We start from the raw sequence: 16,509 nt of genomic DNA on the forward strand, positions 1-16,509 counted from the left end.
TTTTATTTTTACGTTAAACATTTAGTCTTGTTGCATTTCTCTTTTTTATTTCTTGACTTATATATCGTTAAAGTTGCAATGACACTCCAAAGTAAATTAGTTACAAATGGTGGAATTGCATTATAGTAATAACAGTTTATAGCTATTAAAAGTCCTCCTAGCAAGTTCAAATACTTACCATAATCTACATACTTTTTATTTTCAATTAAGGTTAGGGCATAGGCAAGGATTATTAACCCTGAACCAGACCAACCTAAAATGTCAATTAATAACTTCATAGTTTGTTATATTGCGAAATGTCGATATGTAATCGTAAATTTTTTTACGTTAAAAAATCAGTAAACTCCTTAATTGTCTTTTCATTCCTTTTTAAGTAAGACCATTTTCCGTGTCTTGTTGATATTAAAAGTCCGCACTTTTCCATATTGGTTAGATAAGTTGAAATGGTCGACTGTGATAATCCAGCTTTTTCTTGAATATAGGTAACACAAACACCATCATTAAAATGCTTTAATGTCTCGTGTGGCGGAAAATGTTTCTCTGGTTCTTTCAACCATTCTAATATCTGAAACCTGGTTTGGTTCGATAAACATTTACCGATTTCTGTCGCTATTTTCAAATTCATACCTTTAATATATCTATAATTCTCGATATATAAAAATGAAAGCATAATAATATTTGAAGTGCAATGTTTATATAGTTGGTTGTTAACAAGTTCGTATAAAGCTAGTTACGATGTTCAAGCATCTAATTTCGTAAATACAAAGCCAATGAAAAATCTGTGAAGTTTTTTGTAGGTATGCTAGTGTTAGCTATAGTAGATTGTTGGTAGTATTAAAGAAGTAATCCTATACAATTGAATAAGTTTTGTCTACTAGTCTATGCTTAAAAAAGTCGTTGTTATTTAAAAGCATTACAATTGTTAAGGGGAGCTTTCGGTCATAAATCACGAAAGTATTTGTCCCATACCAAAGTCCGGTTGAAAGAGCTAATGAATCAGTCACTTCCTAACCCATCGCATAGGATGATTCTTTATCTAATAGACTTTTTAAATCTTCTGAATGCAATTCGATGTTCATTGAAATTGGCTTGAAAATTAATTCATGTGATTCTTTAGTTAATAGAGATTTATTACGCAGTTTCTCAATATAATTAGCATAATCATTCAATCTAAGATAGATACCTCCAGCTCCAATTACTTCATCCATCCGATGACCTTCAACAGATTGCCATTGATTTAAGCTGTCTCTCTCATAACGGAATACATATTCTGGAATATTCGAGAAATCGGCATTATCAATGAATTGAGTTTTGATCATTCCGGCTTAATTGAAAACATGCTTTTTTTATAATTTTCATTGGCCGTTCCACTGAGCTTTGAATTATTTAAAAACCAATTAATTAGGCATTTTTTTTATGTGATATTATACTCACATTATTTTATTTCATTCTCAATCAGTTTTAAAATAGAATCTAAATCTTCCATTAGGGGTTGATAATGTGCTTTTTCCATTGCCTTAGCTGTTAGCACAAACATTAAAATATTATTTTCAAACTTCCTCGAATTTAATAGTTCTAGATTACTAATATTCTGCTCTGTTTTTTGTAAACCTATTTCTTGGTTTACACCGGTTAGGTCAAAGATTGTTCTCAGACTGTTATCATTTGTTCTAAAAATGTCAAGAACTTTTTCCCTTTGGATGCCAAGTTCATTTTCCTGTTTTGAGACATCTTCTATTGTTGAAATCCAATTGGTAAGTTGTATTCTTAAGTCATTATTTGAAATGTCTTTCAAGCTCCCAGAGTTTATTATCTCGTGTAAAAGGGAGTTGTTAGGGTTAAAAGAAATATCAGATGAAAATGCATTGAACAATAATTCAGAAAAATGCTTTTCCGATGGTGATTCATTTTTATTACCAACATATTTTAATAACTTCTTTGCTCCTTGGAAATTACTTTTGTTAACTTCAATCAATTCACTTAATTTAACTTTACTGATTTGAAATTCTGCTCTTAAACCATTCAAATACGTTTGCTCTTTTTCTTGAATAACCCGATTTTGATTCATGTTATTGATGGCAAGAGCAATCAAAATTCCAATAACAACAAGAATTATTTCTCCTATTGCATAAATTAGATATTTGCTGAAGTTATTATCAGATAGTAATTTTTGCCTTATTTTTCTAAAGAATTTTATCATTGGTTAAAGGTTGTTCATAAAGAAGTACAACACATAAAAAAATGCAATAGGCGTTATTTGTAAGAAAGATACAATTTTCCTTGAAATTCAATAACTAAGGGCTTTTGAAATATATAGCCGTTGAGCAATAATTATTACAAGCCGTTATATTTGTTTTTATATATTTTGCTCAATAGAATATCGCTATAAAAAAATTAATTTTCAACGGAAATGGAAGGCACCGGAATTTCATAAACCTGTAAGTGAAAATAGGGTAGGGCGGCCAGTAGGTGATCAAAGATATCTGCCATTACATATTCATAGTTTTCCCATCGTTTATCTGAGCTAAACGCATAGACTTCTAAGGGTATACCTTGCGGAGTTGGGGGTAATTGACGTACCATTAAGGTCATACCTTTATTTACGGCAGAATGGTTTTCTAAATAATCGTTTACGTATTTTCTGAACACGCCTATGTTGGTCAAATTTCTGCCGTTTATAGCGAGTTCTTTATTGATGTCGTTAGAAGTGTTGTAAGAATTGATCTGCTCGTTTCTTGTTTTAAGGTACGGTGCTATTAATTGTATTTTTTCAAACTCCGCTATATCTGTTTCTGAAAGAAAGCGTATACTTTTTTGACTTATGATCAAGGCTCGTTTTATACGTCTACCGCCAGAATCTTGCATGCCACGCCAGTTCTTAAAAGAATCGGATATTAAGGCATAGGTAGGTATGGTGGTAATGGTCTTATCAAAATTCTGCACTTTTACCGTTGCCAAAGATATTTCTATAACATCGCCATCTGCCCCGAATTTGTCAAAACTGATCCAGTCGCCAATACGTACCATATCGTTAATGCTTACCTGTATACTGGCAACTAGCCCCAAAATGGAATCCTTAAAAATTAAAAGTATAACTGCAGACCCCGCACCAAGAGCGGTAAAGAATTTCCAAACCTTAATTTCTGTTATAATGGCGAAAATGGTAAATATGCCTACCACCCAGGCAAAGATCATAAATACCTGTATGTAACTCCCCATAGGCTTATCTCTAAACCTTGGCTTGGTCTTTAGATAATCATTGATACTGGTAAACACACTTTTAACCACATACAGTGCTAAGATTACAAAAAGCACATGTAGAAATTTCATGGTTATTTCAGCTGCAAAATCAAAACCTATAAAGCCAAATGGCACAAATTCTATAAGTGTACTTAAAGGGATAATGTGCGCCAAATACCTCGGTACTCTATTCGCCACTAAAAAATTATCGAAATTGGTTTTCGATTTTCTTGCTAACTTCAGTGATAGGGAACGTAGTACTTTCCAGATTAAGAGGTCCAAGAACCACGCCAATACCAAAGCAATGACTAATAGTATGGCTAAATTTAGGTATGATGCCGCAGTATCGCTAAGACCCGCTTCCACAAGATAATTAAAGAGTATTCTATGAAAATCGTCGTTCATTATCAGGTTCTTTTTATGCTCGGCAAAGGTACAATTTGCCTAAGTAAGAACCCGAAGCAGTTAAGGTAATTTTATCATTTGCTATGTATAGCCAATACTGGTACATCTGCATAGTAACCCAAATTGTTAAGCGATATTCTGCCAAAATTGAGACGATCCCAAAATGATGGCTTTTTATCTACATAGCTGATCATGTTAGAATGCCTTATTGCTACAAAACAATTCACCGCGGTAGCAATTTTTACGTTGCGCATAGTGGTGAAACTGTGCGCTACGCCTTTTAATTGTTTGCGTATTTGCACTTTGTTTCTTTTTTGGGTAAACGATAAACTATTAGGTTGCTCCATGCTCAACACCTGTATGCTGGCATTGCTTAATTTGGCTAACTGTACCAAATATTTAATTTCAGATTTTTTGATATTGGTTTTAAAGTTTGTGGTTAACACAATTTCTTTGGGCTGATCAAAATTAACGTTGCCGGGAACTATTAAAATGGGATTTTCCCTTACGTTTTTCAATATATCCAAGGTATGTTGTCCGTAAGAAGCTTCATTTTTATTAGCCAAACCTTTTGCACCTAAAACAATAAGGTCGAACTGAATTTTTTTATTCAAATTCTTAACTGCGCTCAATAATGATATTGACTCCGAAACCGCATGAAATTTATGGTTTTCATTTTTATTTAAATGGGATATTTTAGCGATTAACTCCCTAAGCTTTTCCTTAGATTTAATAGCCGACATTTTATTGAATGCCTCATCAGGATCAAGTAAGGATAAACTATCTAGCCCATAAGTTTCTTTCGAATAGGTGTGTAATATATAAAAAGAGCACTTTCTGTCTTCAAATAATTTTATGGCGTAAAGTATGGCATTCCATGAATTATTTGAGAAATCTGTGGGTATTAAAATACTATTTTCCATATGGTTTGTTTTAGTTTTTGTTTGTGCTCTTTTTAATAGTACGGGTTCGTATTAGACCTTGGTGTACTCATCTTTTGATATTATGTTTTCTTCATTGTATTCACATATGTAATACCATTGTGTTGTCGTTATAATACCATGTTGAGGTTTATATGTTCATTCTCTTGTTCTACTTTCTCAATGGTTAGTTTTTGTTCTCCGGATGGAAATTCCCATAATACCGAATCGCCTTCACTATAGCCCATTACTGCAGCGCCCATTGGGGTAAGTATAGATATTTTGTTGTTTTTTATATCACTATCGGTAGGCAGTACCAGTTTAAATTTCTTGTGCCATCCACTTTCCGAAACTATCGTAACCAAAGTATTAAAGCGTATAACATCATCGTGCATATCGGTCGCATCCAAAATTATGGCAGTCTCTAATTCTGATGCCAGCTTTCTAACAGATTTACGTAGGGTGTCATCTTTGTAATAACCAGATAGGTTCATTAATCGCTTTAGTACTACAAATTCCTTTTTTTCTATAACCAGATTTCCGTACTTCATATGCTGTATTTTATGATTGTAAATTGAATTTTAAAATAATGTTCCTTGCCATTCTAAGCGCAGCCGAGAACAGTAGCTAGCTTATTTCAAATAATTTCGACCACGCTCTTTGTGGCAGTTTTATGTATTAAAATTCTTTATCGTTTTTTGGTCAATTACTACAGATCAAGGAAAAATACCTCGTTGTACATAAGCTTCCTCTAATCTTTCAATAGCAATGATGAAAGCAGCGGTGCGCATATCAACATTTCTTTTTTTAGAGGTTTCTATTACCGTGGTAAAAGACGTCAACATTTTCTTTTCTAACTTTTCCATCACCTCTTCCAAAGACCATATTTCGCCGTTACGGTTTTGTAGCCATTCAAAGTAACTTCCTATAACCCCACCGGAGTTGCAAAGAATATCTGGAATAATGTCTATACATTTTTTTAATAGGATGTTCTCGGCATCTACATCGGTTGGTCCGTTAGCACCTTCGGCAATTAAATATGCCTTTATTTTATTGGCGTTCTTCGCCGTAATCTGATTACCTAGTGCAGCAGGAATACAGATATCACAATCTAAAGAGAAGAAATCTGCGTTGTCAATGGTTCTGGCTTTTGAGAATCCTAATATGCTTCCTTTGTTCCCTTGGCTGTAGGCCAGTAATTGGTCTACGTCAATACCATCTTCATTGACTATACTGCCATAGGCGTCTTGTACTGCAGTCAACAGAGCTCCTTCCTTTACCAAAAAATAAGCGGCCCAGTAACCTACGTTACCAAAACCTTGTACAATAAACTTCTTGTTCTTTAGGTCTACATTGTTATTTTTTGCCCAAAATTTAATGGTCAAGAAAACTCCGTAGCCGGTAGCCCTGTCCCTTCCTTTAGATCCACCGGCACCAATAGGTTTACCAGTAACTACGTGCATATTGGTAGAACGTTCCGCCGGCGATTTGGTAGACATGTACGTGTCAAGTATCCAAGCCATGGTTTGCGAATTGGTATTCACATCTGGGGCGGGTATATCCAATTCCGGACCGATATTGTCTCCTAAGGCATAGGTAAACCTTCTGGTAATACGTTCTAATTCAGAATCTGAATATTTTGTCGGGTCTAACTGTATGCCTCCTTTAGCGCCGCCATAGGGCAAACCTGCCAATGAGGTTTTCCAGGTCATCCACATTGCCAAAGCCTTTGCAGCATCGATATCTACCGTAGGGTGATAACGAAGTCCGCCTTTATATGGCCCTAATGAGTTATTGTGTTGAACGCGGTAACCGGTAAATATTTCAACTTCACCATTGTCCATTCTTACAGGAAAGTGAACAACAAATTCATTATTGGTGACCTCAAGAATTTTTCTAATGTTCTTATTAAGGTCAATAATGTCTGCGGCATTATCAAACTGCCGCATTACATTTTCTAGCATACCTTGTTTAGGTGCTTTTTTGGGCGCTACTTTTGCTATCATTCTTTTTAGTTTAAGACTAATTTTCTTTTTTCTTCGTTACTTGACAATTCGTTGGAAATCACCAATGTGGCTTCATTGGTGTTATCCAAAAAATGATAATATTCACTGCACGCATAAATGCTATTTTTATCTCTTGTTATTGAACAATAAGAAATGTGTGTGCAGGTTGAGCATATGCTCCGCATATAATTTTTCATCGAGCCCATATTATGATGTATTAAAATGTTCTTACTGTTGTTCGTTATTCAAAAACTGGCTGTGACTTTACAGGATAAAAAATTAATAATAGCAGTGTAATGCCAATAAGAATCAGAAGGGCAAATGCCAGTTTTGACATTAGTATATTATTGTCTAAAGTTTTGTTAGAAAGTTGTGTTAGTTGCTTGCTCTCTTCTAATTGTATTTTTGCCAGCGTATTTAAATTGGTACTGATCTGGGCAAGTGTTTCTAAAGAATTTGATCGGTTAGTACTTTGAAGACCATTGTTAGATTGAAGTTCTTTGGTCTCCAATGTTTTTAATTTGTTGAAATGACTTTTCAACTCGTTTAAGGCTGTATATTCTTTATTGGTAAGTTCTGTTAGAGCAACTTCGTCCAATAGTTTTTCAGCCCTTACATTGTTTTCTTTGCTAATAACAAAATTATTCTCTGTTAGGAGTTCAAATTTTTTTTCATGAAAAATGTTATTTAACTCATAGATATAGTCTTGAACCTTTACTCTGTCTTCATAAACAGTATTTACAGTGGTTTGTAGTGTAGAAAAATGCCTTTGGTACAATCTATTTGAACCTAAAACCAATAAGAAGGTGATGCCTAATATAAAGATGGCATGCATTCTTTGTTGTGTTTTTAATTTTGAAAACATAATAGGTTTCTGTTTTGATATTGAGATTGTACTAATGATTGTAAAAATGAATCCACTCGGCGTTATCTTAATAAATCAGCCAACTTATTTATAGATGCCAAGTGGATTGCATCAACCAACTAAAAAGAGCTTATAAAATTTGTAATTCACCAGAGCTGATAGCGTCTTTGTAATCTGCGGTTACTACCGTATGACTGCCAAAGAAACGGTTGCCATCATTTCTCTTTATTTTAATCTGTGTTGTACCGTCCTTTTTTAGCTTAACTGCGGTAACAACTACTTTTTCGCCATGAGCACTTCTATAATTGGCTATGCCACCACGTTTAATAATGAAGTTTTCTCTTGGGAAATCTATGTGCTTGTATTTGTTCGATTCTGGTTTGCCTATTTCTAAAACATCACCAACATTGACTTCTGTTTGTGTTGTAACATTGTCTTGTGCGTTTAATAGACTTACTGAGAATAATAGTGCGATTGCGTATTTTAACATAATTAATTGATTTTAGAGTTAATGAATTTTTTCTATTGTGGTCGATTGAACTTTAGTTGTGGTTTTGTTGGCTGTGTTCGGCTGATTTACTTTTTCGATTACCAAAGACATTATCTCACCTGGTAGCCCAAATGAAATTCTATCACCTACGGCGCGACCAATAACCGATGCTCCTAAACTGCTGACCACAGAAATTTTATGCTGCTTTACATCATTCTGCTCAGGAGGCACAATTTTAAAAGTTTGATGAACGCCCGATGCTCCGGTAACCTTAATGGTTGAATTAATTGTTACAATATCAAATGGAATATCTGCAGTATTCAATACCATGGCCATGGCCATATTCTGAGCTAGAATTTCTAGTACGTTCTTATGGGCATAATCTTCAATAGAAAGGTTGTTCTCAAGGTGTTTTTTAATCGCCAAGAATTCGCTCTCTTCTAAAACTAGACTACCGTATTTCATCTACTGCATTTTTAATAATTCTACTTGAATCCTTAAAAAAGGTCTTGTAGCTTTTTTGTTCGCAATAGAAAATGCAATTGGTATGCCCTAAAAAGAGATATTTTGGGTTGTTGTGATTAAATATCTGAAAATCAAATATTTAAATATTTATAAATATTTTGACACACTTTTAGAAGTGGGTAAAAATTCCCCAATCGGGTATATTTTCCCCGATTTTACTTCAACTTTTCACGAAGGGTTTTACGATCTATTTGTAGAATTTGTGCGGCTTTGGTCTTGTTACCTTCTGTATGCGCCAATACACGCCGAATGTATTCTTTTTCCATTTCATGCAAGGGACGCAATTCATCTTCAGGGAAGTTGATTTGATATTTTAAAATATCCGGTAAGTCCTTTACTTTAATGATGCCATCGCACATTATTACGGCACGCTGAACTATGTTTTCAAGCTCTCTAATATTACCGGGCCAGTTATATCGCTCTAAAATTTGAAGCGCTTCGGGGGCAATACGTAATAAACGGTCTTTAAATTCAATACCATATTTCCGAATGAATTTTTCTGTGAGGATAGCAATATCAGATTTTCTTTCCCGTAGTGGTGGTACTTTAATTTCAACTACAGTTAGTCGATAATATAAATCTTCTCTAAACGTGCCATTCTTTATCTCGTCCTTTAAATTTGCATTGGTCGCAGCTATTATTCTTATATCTACCTTTTCCACTTTTTGCGATCCTACACGTGTAATTTCTTTTTCTTGTAAAGCTCTAAGTAATTTGGTCTGTACGGCAAGTGATGCTGTGCCTATTTCATCTAAAAACAGTGTGCCACCTTTGGCTGCTTGAAAGAAACCGTTTCTATTTTCATTAGCCCCTGTAAAGGCACCTTTTATGTATCCGAAAAGTTCTGCCTCTTGCAGGTTTTCTGGTATGGCACCGCAATTGACCGCAATAAAAGGCTCCCTAGAAAATTTGCCGGAATAATGTATGGCTCTTGCCACTAGTTCTTTTCCCGTGCCACTTTCGCCCGTTATAATAATAGTAGCTTTATTGTCCTTTACGCGCTCAATAATATTCGTTACTTTTTTAAAAGCGGCCGATTCGCCCACCATATCCGAATAGAGGTTGGTATGTGTTGAAGGGACAGTTCTATTCTTTCGAGTAGCATTTTGTTCAAATGCTTTTTCAATAGCTTTTTTTAGTTCGGACTTCGTAAATGGTTTGGTCAAATAATCCGTTGCGCCAGATTTTATGACTTCTAATGAATCTTCTACCGAGGGATAACCGGTTACCACTAATTTCGGTATCTCTGGGTAATGTTCGTTTGTAAACTTCAATAATTGTAATCCGTCAATTTCCGGCATTTGAATATCGGTAATGAGCAAATCAATATAAGTATCTTTAAGAATAAACAGGGCTTCCTTTACAGACACAGCTTTGTAGGTATGGTAGTCCATAGCTTGTAAATGTCGTTGCAAAAGCTCTAATATATCTATATCGTCATCTACTATTAATATGTTCTCTTTGCGCAAATCCATCAGTTTAATTTTGGAAAGTCAACCGTAAATATAGTGCCTTTAGGGGTGTTTTTACTATGCTCTATACTACCTTTATGGCTCGTGATAATACCGTGTACCACACTAAGACCTAGTCCGGTGCCCTCGCCAATGGGTTTAGTAGTGAAAAAGGGTTCAAACACCTTATCCCCCAATTCTGTAGGTATACCATCGCCCTGATCGGCGATCTTTAAAAGAATATGGCTTTCGGTATCTAAAACCTTGACTGTAATAGTGCCATTTTCTGGGGAGTAATAAATGGCATTCATAATGAGATTGAACATTACCTGTGTCAATTGCACCGTGTCTGCCTTTAATTCTAGGTCTTCATTTTCAAAAGTTGTTACCAGTTTTATTTTTTTATCACGTAAAGATGGTGCCAATAACTTAATGACGCTGGTAACAATTGGAATCAATTTTACCCTTTGCATTTCCTGTGGCATTTCGCAAGCAAAGAACATTAGTTTTTTTACGATTTCTCTACTGAAAATGGCACTGTCCATTATTTTTTCAAGATCCCTAACAGCCTGTTGGTCTGTCATTTTCTCCGCTAGTAATTCGGCAAAGCCGAGTATATTGGCAAGCGGTGTATTTAACTCATGCGCAATACCCGCGGTAATTTCACCTAATATATGTAAACGGTCAGCTCTTTCAATCTGTCTTCTGGTTAGTGCTTCGCTATCACGTATTTGCTTGCGTTCTATAAGATTACCTATGTCTAGGGCAACGTTGTTCAATAGGGTCTGCTCTTCAATTAAAAAGTCGTCTAGCGAATACTTATCCGAAGGGTAGCCCACTACTACTTCACCTTCCAATTTATTAAATACTTTAATTTTTGATGATAAACATACCATTGTTGGTTTGTAATCATCCGTTTTAACCGTGCATTTACCTACACTCAAAAAGACTTCGGTCACTTCTTCAAATTGCCATGCTCTTTTTAAGCAGTAGACAATAGCTTCAAGTGTCGCTTCTATTTGGTCATAATCTGCATTTACAATAATAGAGGTGACCTCATAAAGACAGGTAAGTTCTTTTACACGCTCTTTTAATTTAGCCTCTACTGTGTTCATAGATATTCCATTTCAAGTTTGATATATAAAGATGAACAATATTTGGCGGGAAATGTATTAACGAATATTTAAATCTTTAAAGTCTTACGATAATTTAAAGCACATAAAATCATTTTGTATAAAGTGGATAGGGGTAATACTTCTATCCACTTTATTTGTGTTTTTGTTTGCGTTCAACATGAATATGTTGTATTCATAAAAATAGTTCAGAACAATGTTAACCTATTTCGTTTGTCAAACATTAATCTAAAACTGAACTATAATGAAAAGACAACTACTTCTATATACATGTTTGTTCTATAGTATATGCTCCATTGCGCAATCGATAGACCGAAGTGTGGTTGCAAGCCAAGGAAATACCTTAGGTAATGCTGATATTTCTGTAGGGTTTACAGTAGGTGAACCTTTAGTTGGTTTAATAGCTGGGGATGACGCTGTTGATCAAGGATTTTGGACAGGTTATAGTCTTTTGATTATACCGTTAAGTCTTGAAGAAGATGATATAGAAATACTGGTATACCCTAACCCTGTTATTGAAAGTGTTACGGTTACTTCTCCTGAAAGTAGTATTGACGGTATGGAGCTCTTTGCCATACACGGGCAAAAAGTATCATCACAGTTTTTTGATACTGGGAATACCGAAAATGAAATTGACATGACTACACATGCCAATGGGGTCTATGTATTAAGATTATACGTAGCAGAAAGAACGGAAATCAAAGAATATAAACTGATTAAAAAATAGAACTATGAAAAGAAATTACGTTTCAGTACTGGTAATAGTTGCCATGCTGTGTGGCTCTTTTATACTAAATGCACAGCAGAAGAATTATATTAATTATCAAGGGGTGGTAAGAGATGCCGATAATGAATTATTGGTAGAAGAATCCGTTGAAATCGGTATAGCATTAAAATTTGGCGCTACCAATGCACCTATTCAATATGAAGAAAGTCATATTATTTCAACAGATATGAATGGTGTTTTTAGTCTGCAAATTGGTAGCGGAATTGACAGTAATGGTGATTATGAGAATTTACCATGGGGTGAAGCCTCGTTTGTAGCGGTTTCTTTTAATGGTTCAGAACTGGGCACGACCGAATTAATGGCGGTGCCATACGCGATAACTTCAGGTAGTGATCAGTGGATAGTTGACGGAAATACCATAGCGAATAAAAATATAGGTGAAGTCCGTACTACTGATGATTTACAAGTTTTTGGAGAGTTTACATTAAATGATGGGAATGCTGTGAATGAAATATCTGATGATGGAACGTTACCAATTGCTTAGGGTTTAATCAAGGAAAACGCTGACATAGACTCAGGAAGTGGGAATTTTACCATAGAAAAAATAGCAATAGGGATTTATAACATCACAATACCAAATGAAGATGAGCCAGAAAATTGGACGGTACTAACGACCATTAACCATTCTGCACCAGGTATTGCATCAGTTGCGTATTATACAGCAGGAAGAAGAGAATTCAACGTAAATACTTGGAGTCTTGATGCTACTCGTAGTGATTTTAGTTTTTCATTTGTTGTTTATAAACAATAAGTAGTGAATTGATAATATGGCATGACTAATTTTTAAATGTTATTACAGTATTTAAAGTTTAACCAACTTAAAACTAAAGGATAAATTAAAAAGTAGTAAACCAATCTTATATTTTACTTGGTAGTTATTACAAATTCAATTCTAAACTCTTTAAACATACCCTTAAAAACAAAAAAACCTTCCAATAAAATATTGGAAGGTTTTTTGTGACCTGGCTGGGGCTCGAACCCAGGACCCTCTCCTTAAAAGGGAGATGCTCTACCAACTGAGCTACCAGGTCAAAATTTAAAAAGAACTTACAAGGTCTATGAGTTAATAAATCAACTCGAACGCTTAAATAAAAAAGCCTCTTTTTTTTGAAGAGGCTAATATTTAGTGGTGACCTGGCTGGGGCTCGAACCCAGGACCCTCTCCTTAAAAGGGAGATGCTCTACCAACTGAGCTACCAGGTCAAATTCATCATTTCAGAAATTTGTTTCCCTCAATGCGGGTGCAAATATACGTCGTTAACTTTATTTTGCAAGTCATTTTTGAGATAAATTTATTTTTTTTTGAAAACCCTTTTATTTAGTCCAATTTTGTACAAATGAAAGATGTGAAAATAGTTTTGGTAGGTTATATGGGTAGTGGTAAAACAACTGTAGGTCGAATTGTTGCTAACCATTTGAATGTTAATTTTTTAGATTTGGACACTTTTATTGAAGAGGGAGAAAAAATGAGTGTTTCTGCAATCTTTAAGGAAAAAGGAGAAATCTATTTTAGAAAAAAAGAGATAGAATACCTTGAAAAAGTTTTTTCAATTGATGATAGTTTTGTGCTTTCATTAGGTGGAGGTACACCTTGTTTTGGAAAAAATATGGAGCTTATTAATGAAAAAACAGCCAATTCTTTTTATTTAAATGTAGGTATAAATGAACTGACCGATCGTTTAAAGAAAGAAAAAAACCATCGTCCAATGATTTCTCATTTAGAAGACGACAAGTTAACTGAGTTTATTGGCATGCATTTGTTTGAGAGAAGCTTCTTCTACAATCAAGCACATCATAAAATAAAGAGTAATAACAATACGCCCACAGAAATCGCAGAAATGATCGTGAACAAATTAGTCTAAAAATACCCTGTCATTTTTAGTTTCAAAAAGAACGTTTACATGCTCTTGTAAAGAAGTGGATAAAGAAATTCCTTTGTAATCTGCTTTTACAGGGTATTTCTTATGGTTTCTATTTACTAATACGGCAGTTTTAAGCTGTTTTAGAGGTGTTTTGAGAAAGTGGTGAACTCCATAGATCAGTGTAGTGCCAGAATTAAGAACATCGTCGACTATAACTACCGATTTATTCACGAATTCCTCATCTGTTAATGATGTGGTAACTCCGCTAGATAAAGGGTCCTTTTTATCCATTGACAATTTGCACAGTACAATTTTCGCTTCTGTAATCTTTTTAAGTTTTGCTACGATTTTTTTTGCAAATTGTAGCCCACCACCTTCTATACCCGCTATTATAATCTCCGTTTCATAAACGTTGGCTTCATAAATTTGATAGGCTATACGCTCAATTTTATGTTGAATCTGCTGGTGTGAAAGTATGGTCTGTTGCATATGTAGTTCTTAAAACAATAAAGATAGTTATGTTTTTAAAAATTTTGACTAATCGTCAATTTCTTTACTTGAGTTTTCGGTAGGGCTGTTTTCTTCTTTATTGTCATTTGTAGGAGTATCTAAAAACTCATCAATGTCACGACGGTCTTTTTTTGTAGGTCTGCCAATGCCTTTTTTTCGATAATAGTCTTTAGAATATTGTAATAGCTCATTATGTTCAAAGGCTTCTTTTGGCGTAGAATCCTTTCTATATATATCAACCAATTTGGCGCCAACGCGGCTCGGTGGAATATCAAGTACCGTAAATTTGTAATCGATTTGATTTTTTCGTGCCACAATTTCGTCCATGGGGAATACCTCTCTACCTGGTTTGGCGGTAATACCATTTATTTTTACATGACCTTTTTTACAAGCATTGGTGGCAATGTTACGTGTTTTAAAATATCGTGTACTCCACAAGAATTTATCTATGCGCATTATGACGGGCATTTCTTTGTTAACTTCCAAACAAAAATAAGGGAAAATTGTATCTTGCGCGTTTAAAATAAATTATTGATGAAATTGAGAAATGCTTATTTGTTAATAGCTGGTTTACTAATACTAGGGTCCTGTAAAAATGACGATGATGCTATTGGTGAAGTTGTTCCGCCAAGGTTGTTAAGTGAAGTTACTGAGGAGGATGATGCGGAAATCATTGAGTTCTTACAAACACATTTCTACAACGCAGATGAGTTTGAGACGCCCCCAGAAGGTTTTGATTATAAAATACGTTTTGACACCATTGCTGGCGAAAACAGTACAAAACAATCTATTTATGATAGTCCTTATTTAATTACACAAACAATTACTGTCGATTCTGAAGATTTAGGCAGGGAAGATGATAATGAAATTATAGATCAAACGCTTTATACTTTAGTCGTTAGGCAAGGGATAGTAGAAGGAAAGCCGACAATTGGTGATTTTTCGATTTTAAGATATGAAGGTTTGTTGTTGGACGGTACACTTTTTGACGCCTCAACAAATCAACCGGTTCGTTTTAATCTGTCTACCGTTGTGCAAGGTTTTGGTAACGGAATGAAAAATTTTCAGACAGGAAACGGTCCTATTGAAAATGGTGATGGTACCGTTAGCTATGAGGGCTATGGAATAGGCGCTATTTTTATGCCGGCTGCATTGGCTTATTTTGATTCATCTCCAAACTCGGATGTGCCGACATATTCACCATTAATTTTTAAGGTAGATGCCTTTGCGTATGAACCGGATTCTGATTTGGATGGTGACGGAATTCCTTCAATTTTGGAAGATTTAAACGGTAATGGAAATCTTAATGACGATAATACCGATATAGACTTGGAGTCTATTTTTGCTCGTTCAGCTAACCATACTGACAATGATGATGATGGCGATGGTATTTTAACGATTGATGAAATTGAATTGGATGACGATGGTAATTTTGTTGGTTTCTTAGATACAGATGGTGATGGTACACCTGATCATTTAGATAATGATCTATAATCTAGAATTTTTGAACATAAAAAAACCTCTTAAGAATTCTTAAGAGGTTTTTTATTTTCTGTTACTTCATTTACAACATTAATGACAAGCTCAATATTAATTGATCTGGCCTAGTGTCTATTCTACTTGGACCAACATTGGTAATATTAGTGTTAATGAATGAAGCTTCGTTATCACTAAAACCTCTTTCGTAACGTAGGTCTATTCCAAGTTTACCAAAGCTTACTCCGGCACCAATGTTCATTCCAACAGAAAAATCATTCTCTACATCATCAATGGTAACTCCATCAAATTCAGTATCTAAAATGTACTGGAAAGCAGGTCCGGCAAAAACATGTAAAGGTCCTATTACGTTGACTCCTAGTAAAACAGGTACATCTAATTTGCTCATATCAAAATCTGCATCGTCATAATCAGATTTTGTCTTTGTATACACCAATTCTGGTCTCAGATAAACTTTTGATGCTCCAATTTTTCCGAAAACCCCTAAGTGGTATCCTACATTTCTATCTGGGTTTCTAGCAGCGTCACCGGCAGACTCAAAATAATCTCCGTTCGCGTTGTAGTTTAATCCCCCTTTAATTCCGAATCCAGAATCACTCTGTGCTATTCCATAAAACCCAGAGAGTGCCAAAAAAGCTACTAAAAATGTTTTTTTCATATCGTTGTTGTTTTAAGTGGAACAAGTATCAAATACAATACCAAATGTTCCATTTCTCGTTATATCAGGAGAACGGAGGTAAAATATCTTTATTGTTTGCCTATGCAATTGGGTCAATTTCAATTTTATTAGGATACAATTCAACCTAATTAGGTTTAGG

General features: G+C 34.8%; 20 protein-coding genes and 2 tRNA genes. 4 read left to right on the plus strand and 18 right to left on the minus strand.

Annotated features, from left to right (window positions below; all coding sequences use genetic code 11):
* Nucleotides 1-8: 8 nt before the first annotated feature.
* From DCS95_RS11330 to DCS95_RS11390, 13 genes are all read right to left on the minus strand, one after another.
* Nucleotides 9-278 (minus strand): CBU_0592 family membrane protein, encoded by a 270-nt coding sequence (locus DCS95_RS11330; protein WP_116770874.1) that lies wholly within the window; start codon nt 276-278, stop codon nt 9-11.
* Nucleotides 279-322: 44 nt separating this feature from the next.
* The gene (locus DCS95_RS11335; RefSeq protein ID WP_116770953.1) at nt 323-625 is read right to left on the minus strand and encodes an ArsR/SmtB family transcription factor; all 303 of its coding nucleotides are present in this window, start codon (nt 623-625) and stop codon (nt 323-325) included.
* A 382-nt stretch (nt 626-1,007) separates the two neighbouring features.
* A complete protein-coding gene (locus tag DCS95_RS11340) occupies nt 1,008-1,319 on the minus strand; it encodes a hypothetical protein (RefSeq protein ID WP_116770875.1) in 312 nt (103 codons plus the stop codon).
* 116 nt (nt 1,320-1,435) lie between these two features.
* On the minus strand, nt 1,436-2,200 hold the full coding sequence (locus tag DCS95_RS11345) for a DUF6090 family protein (protein WP_116770876.1): 765 nt from the start codon (nt 2,198-2,200) through the stop codon (nt 1,436-1,438).
* 194 nt (nt 2,201-2,394) lie between these two features.
* Nucleotides 2,395-3,645, minus strand: a complete 1,251-nt coding sequence (locus DCS95_RS11350) for a mechanosensitive ion channel family protein (RefSeq protein ID WP_116770877.1) — start codon at nt 3,643-3,645, stop codon at nt 2,395-2,397.
* 74 nt (nt 3,646-3,719) lie between these two features.
* A complete protein-coding gene (locus DCS95_RS11355; RefSeq protein WP_116770878.1) occupies nt 3,720-4,568 on the minus strand; it encodes a universal stress protein in 849 nt (282 codons plus the stop codon).
* Between the two features lie 128 nt (nt 4,569-4,696).
* A complete protein-coding gene (locus tag DCS95_RS11360) occupies nt 4,697-5,116 on the minus strand; it encodes a GreA/GreB family elongation factor (RefSeq protein ID WP_116770879.1) in 420 nt (139 codons plus the stop codon).
* A gap of 165 nt (nt 5,117-5,281) precedes the next feature.
* Nucleotides 5,282-6,571, minus strand: coding sequence for a Glu/Leu/Phe/Val family dehydrogenase (locus tag DCS95_RS11365; RefSeq protein ID WP_116770880.1), 1,290 nt, complete (start codon nt 6,569-6,571; stop codon nt 5,282-5,284).
* A 241-nt stretch (nt 6,572-6,812) separates the two neighbouring features.
* Nucleotides 6,813-7,436 carry an MCP four helix bundle domain-containing protein gene (locus DCS95_RS11370; protein WP_164674173.1) on the minus strand — a complete coding sequence of 208 codons (624 nt, stop codon included), beginning with the start codon at nt 7,434-7,436 and terminating at the stop codon, nt 6,813-6,815.
* A gap of 130 nt (nt 7,437-7,566) precedes the next feature.
* Nucleotides 7,567-7,926, minus strand: a complete 360-nt coding sequence (locus DCS95_RS11375) for a hypothetical protein (protein ID WP_116770882.1) — start codon at nt 7,924-7,926, stop codon at nt 7,567-7,569.
* An 18-nt stretch (nt 7,927-7,944) separates the two neighbouring features.
* Nucleotides 7,945-8,391 (minus strand): GreA/GreB family elongation factor, encoded by a 447-nt coding sequence (locus DCS95_RS11380; RefSeq protein WP_116770883.1) that lies wholly within the window; start codon nt 8,389-8,391, stop codon nt 7,945-7,947.
* A 215-nt stretch (nt 8,392-8,606) separates the two neighbouring features.
* Nucleotides 8,607-9,926, minus strand: a complete 1,320-nt coding sequence (locus tag DCS95_RS11385) for a sigma-54-dependent transcriptional regulator (RefSeq protein WP_116770884.1) — start codon at nt 9,924-9,926, stop codon at nt 8,607-8,609.
* Nucleotides 9,926-11,017 (minus strand): sensor histidine kinase, encoded by a 1,092-nt coding sequence (locus tag DCS95_RS11390; RefSeq protein ID WP_116770885.1) that lies wholly within the window; start codon nt 11,015-11,017, stop codon nt 9,926-9,928. Before DCS95_RS11390 ends, DCS95_RS11385 begins: the two co-directional genes overlap by 1 nt.
* Nucleotides 11,018-11,279: 262 nt before the next feature.
* Here DCS95_RS11390 and DCS95_RS11395 point away from each other — a divergent pair, with 262 nt between their 5' ends.
* Together DCS95_RS11395 and DCS95_RS11400 are read left to right on the plus strand one after the other, a co-directional pair.
* Entirely contained in the window at nt 11,280-11,762 is a 483-nt protein-coding gene (locus tag DCS95_RS11395; RefSeq protein WP_116770886.1) for a T9SS type A sorting domain-containing protein, read from the plus strand.
* A 4-nt stretch (nt 11,763-11,766) separates the two neighbouring features.
* Nucleotides 11,767-12,306 (plus strand): hypothetical protein, encoded by a 540-nt coding sequence (locus DCS95_RS11400; RefSeq protein ID WP_116770887.1) that lies wholly within the window; start codon nt 11,767-11,769, stop codon nt 12,304-12,306.
* A 474-nt stretch (nt 12,307-12,780) separates the two neighbouring features.
* On the opposite strand, the gene DCS95_RS11405 is transcribed toward DCS95_RS11400, so the two are convergent.
* Both DCS95_RS11405 and DCS95_RS11410 read right to left on the minus strand, forming a co-directional pair.
* Nucleotides 12,781-12,853 (minus strand) — tRNA-Lys (locus DCS95_RS11405).
* Nucleotides 12,854-12,949: 96 nt separating this feature from the next.
* Nucleotides 12,950-13,025: transfer RNA gene (locus DCS95_RS11410), tRNA-Lys, on the minus strand.
* A 134-nt stretch (nt 13,026-13,159) separates the two neighbouring features.
* Between DCS95_RS11410 and DCS95_RS11415 the strand changes: the two genes are divergently transcribed.
* Nucleotides 13,160-13,684, plus strand: a complete 525-nt coding sequence (locus tag DCS95_RS11415; RefSeq protein WP_341865187.1) for a shikimate kinase — start codon at nt 13,160-13,162, stop codon at nt 13,682-13,684.
* On the opposite strand, the gene DCS95_RS11420 is transcribed toward DCS95_RS11415, so the two are convergent.
* Nucleotides 13,676-14,173 (minus strand): phosphoribosyltransferase family protein, encoded by a 498-nt coding sequence (locus tag DCS95_RS11420; RefSeq protein WP_116770888.1) that lies wholly within the window; start codon nt 14,171-14,173, stop codon nt 13,676-13,678. The genes DCS95_RS11415 and DCS95_RS11420 overlap by 9 nt on opposite strands.
* 48 nt (nt 14,174-14,221) lie before the next feature.
* Nucleotides 14,222-14,650: an RNA-binding S4 domain-containing protein gene (locus DCS95_RS11425; RefSeq protein ID WP_116770889.1), complete on the minus strand. Its 429-nt coding sequence runs from the start codon at nt 14,648-14,650 to the stop codon at nt 14,222-14,224.
* A 78-nt stretch (nt 14,651-14,728) separates the two neighbouring features.
* On the opposite strand from DCS95_RS11425, the gene DCS95_RS11430 reads away from it, so the two are divergent.
* Entirely contained in the window at nt 14,729-15,688 is a 960-nt protein-coding gene (locus tag DCS95_RS11430; protein ID WP_116770890.1) for an FKBP-type peptidyl-prolyl cis-trans isomerase, read from the plus strand.
* A gap of 70 nt (nt 15,689-15,758) precedes the next feature.
* On the opposite strand, the gene DCS95_RS11435 is transcribed toward DCS95_RS11430, so the two are convergent.
* Nucleotides 15,759-16,349 (minus strand): porin family protein, encoded by a 591-nt coding sequence (locus DCS95_RS11435; protein WP_116770891.1) that lies wholly within the window; start codon nt 16,347-16,349, stop codon nt 15,759-15,761.
* Between the last annotated feature and the right edge of the window lie 160 nt (nt 16,350-16,509).

The sequence above is a fragment of the Maribacter litoralis genome, from assembly GCF_003075045.1.
Classification (GTDB): Bacteria; Bacteroidota; Bacteroidia; order Flavobacteriales; family Flavobacteriaceae; genus Maribacter; species Maribacter litoralis.

Excerpts from the sequence above, each read along its gene's own strand:
- DCS95_RS11395 (WP_116770886.1), top strand. The coding sequence starts at position 11,280 with ATGAAAAGACAACTACTTCTATATACATGTTTGTTCTATAGTATATGC.
- DCS95_RS11375 (WP_116770882.1), bottom strand. The coding sequence starts at position 7,926 with ATGTTAAAATACGCAATCGCACTATTATTCTCAGTAAGTCTATTAAAC.
- DCS95_RS11435 (WP_116770891.1), bottom strand. The coding sequence starts at position 16,349 with ATGAAAAAAACATTTTTAGTAGCTTTTTTGGCACTCTCTGGGTTTTAT.
- DCS95_RS11345 (WP_116770876.1), bottom strand. The coding sequence starts at position 2,200 with ATGATAAAATTCTTTAGAAAAATAAGGCAAAAATTACTATCTGATAAT.
- DCS95_RS11370 (WP_164674173.1), bottom strand. The coding sequence starts at position 7,436 with ATGTTTTCAAAATTAAAAACACAACAAAGAATGCATGCCATCTTTATA.
- DCS95_RS11430 (WP_116770890.1), top strand. The coding sequence starts at position 14,729 with ATGAAATTGAGAAATGCTTATTTGTTAATAGCTGGTTTACTAATACTA.
- DCS95_RS11385 (WP_116770884.1), bottom strand. The coding sequence starts at position 9,926 with ATGGATTTGCGCAAAGAGAACATATTAATAGTAGATGACGATATAGAT.
- DCS95_RS11335 (WP_116770953.1), bottom strand. The coding sequence starts at position 625 with ATGAATTTGAAAATAGCGACAGAAATCGGTAAATGTTTATCGAACCAA.
- DCS95_RS11415 (WP_341865187.1), top strand. The coding sequence starts at position 13,160 with ATGAAAGATGTGAAAATAGTTTTGGTAGGTTATATGGGTAGTGGTAAA.
- DCS95_RS11425 (WP_116770889.1), bottom strand. The coding sequence starts at position 14,650 with ATGCGCATAGATAAATTCTTGTGGAGTACACGATATTTTAAAACACGT.
- DCS95_RS11360 (WP_116770879.1), bottom strand. The coding sequence starts at position 5,116 with ATGAAGTACGGAAATCTGGTTATAGAAAAAAAGGAATTTGTAGTACTA.
- DCS95_RS11400 (WP_116770887.1), top strand. The coding sequence starts at position 11,767 with ATGAAAAGAAATTACGTTTCAGTACTGGTAATAGTTGCCATGCTGTGT.
- DCS95_RS11380 (WP_116770883.1), bottom strand. The coding sequence starts at position 8,391 with ATGAAATACGGTAGTCTAGTTTTAGAAGAGAGCGAATTCTTGGCGATT.
- DCS95_RS11340 (WP_116770875.1), bottom strand. The coding sequence starts at position 1,319 with ATGATCAAAACTCAATTCATTGATAATGCCGATTTCTCGAATATTCCA.
- DCS95_RS11330 (WP_116770874.1), bottom strand. The coding sequence starts at position 278 with ATGAAGTTATTAATTGACATTTTAGGTTGGTCTGGTTCAGGGTTAATA.
- DCS95_RS11365 (WP_116770880.1), bottom strand. The coding sequence starts at position 6,571 with ATGATAGCAAAAGTAGCGCCCAAAAAAGCACCTAAACAAGGTATGCTA.
- DCS95_RS11355 (WP_116770878.1), bottom strand. The coding sequence starts at position 4,568 with ATGGAAAATAGTATTTTAATACCCACAGATTTCTCAAATAATTCATGG.
- DCS95_RS11350 (WP_116770877.1), bottom strand. The coding sequence starts at position 3,645 with ATGAACGACGATTTTCATAGAATACTCTTTAATTATCTTGTGGAAGCG.
- DCS95_RS11420 (WP_116770888.1), bottom strand. The coding sequence starts at position 14,173 with ATGCAACAGACCATACTTTCACACCAGCAGATTCAACATAAAATTGAG.
- DCS95_RS11390 (WP_116770885.1), bottom strand. The coding sequence starts at position 11,017 with ATGAACACAGTAGAGGCTAAATTAAAAGAGCGTGTAAAAGAACTTACC.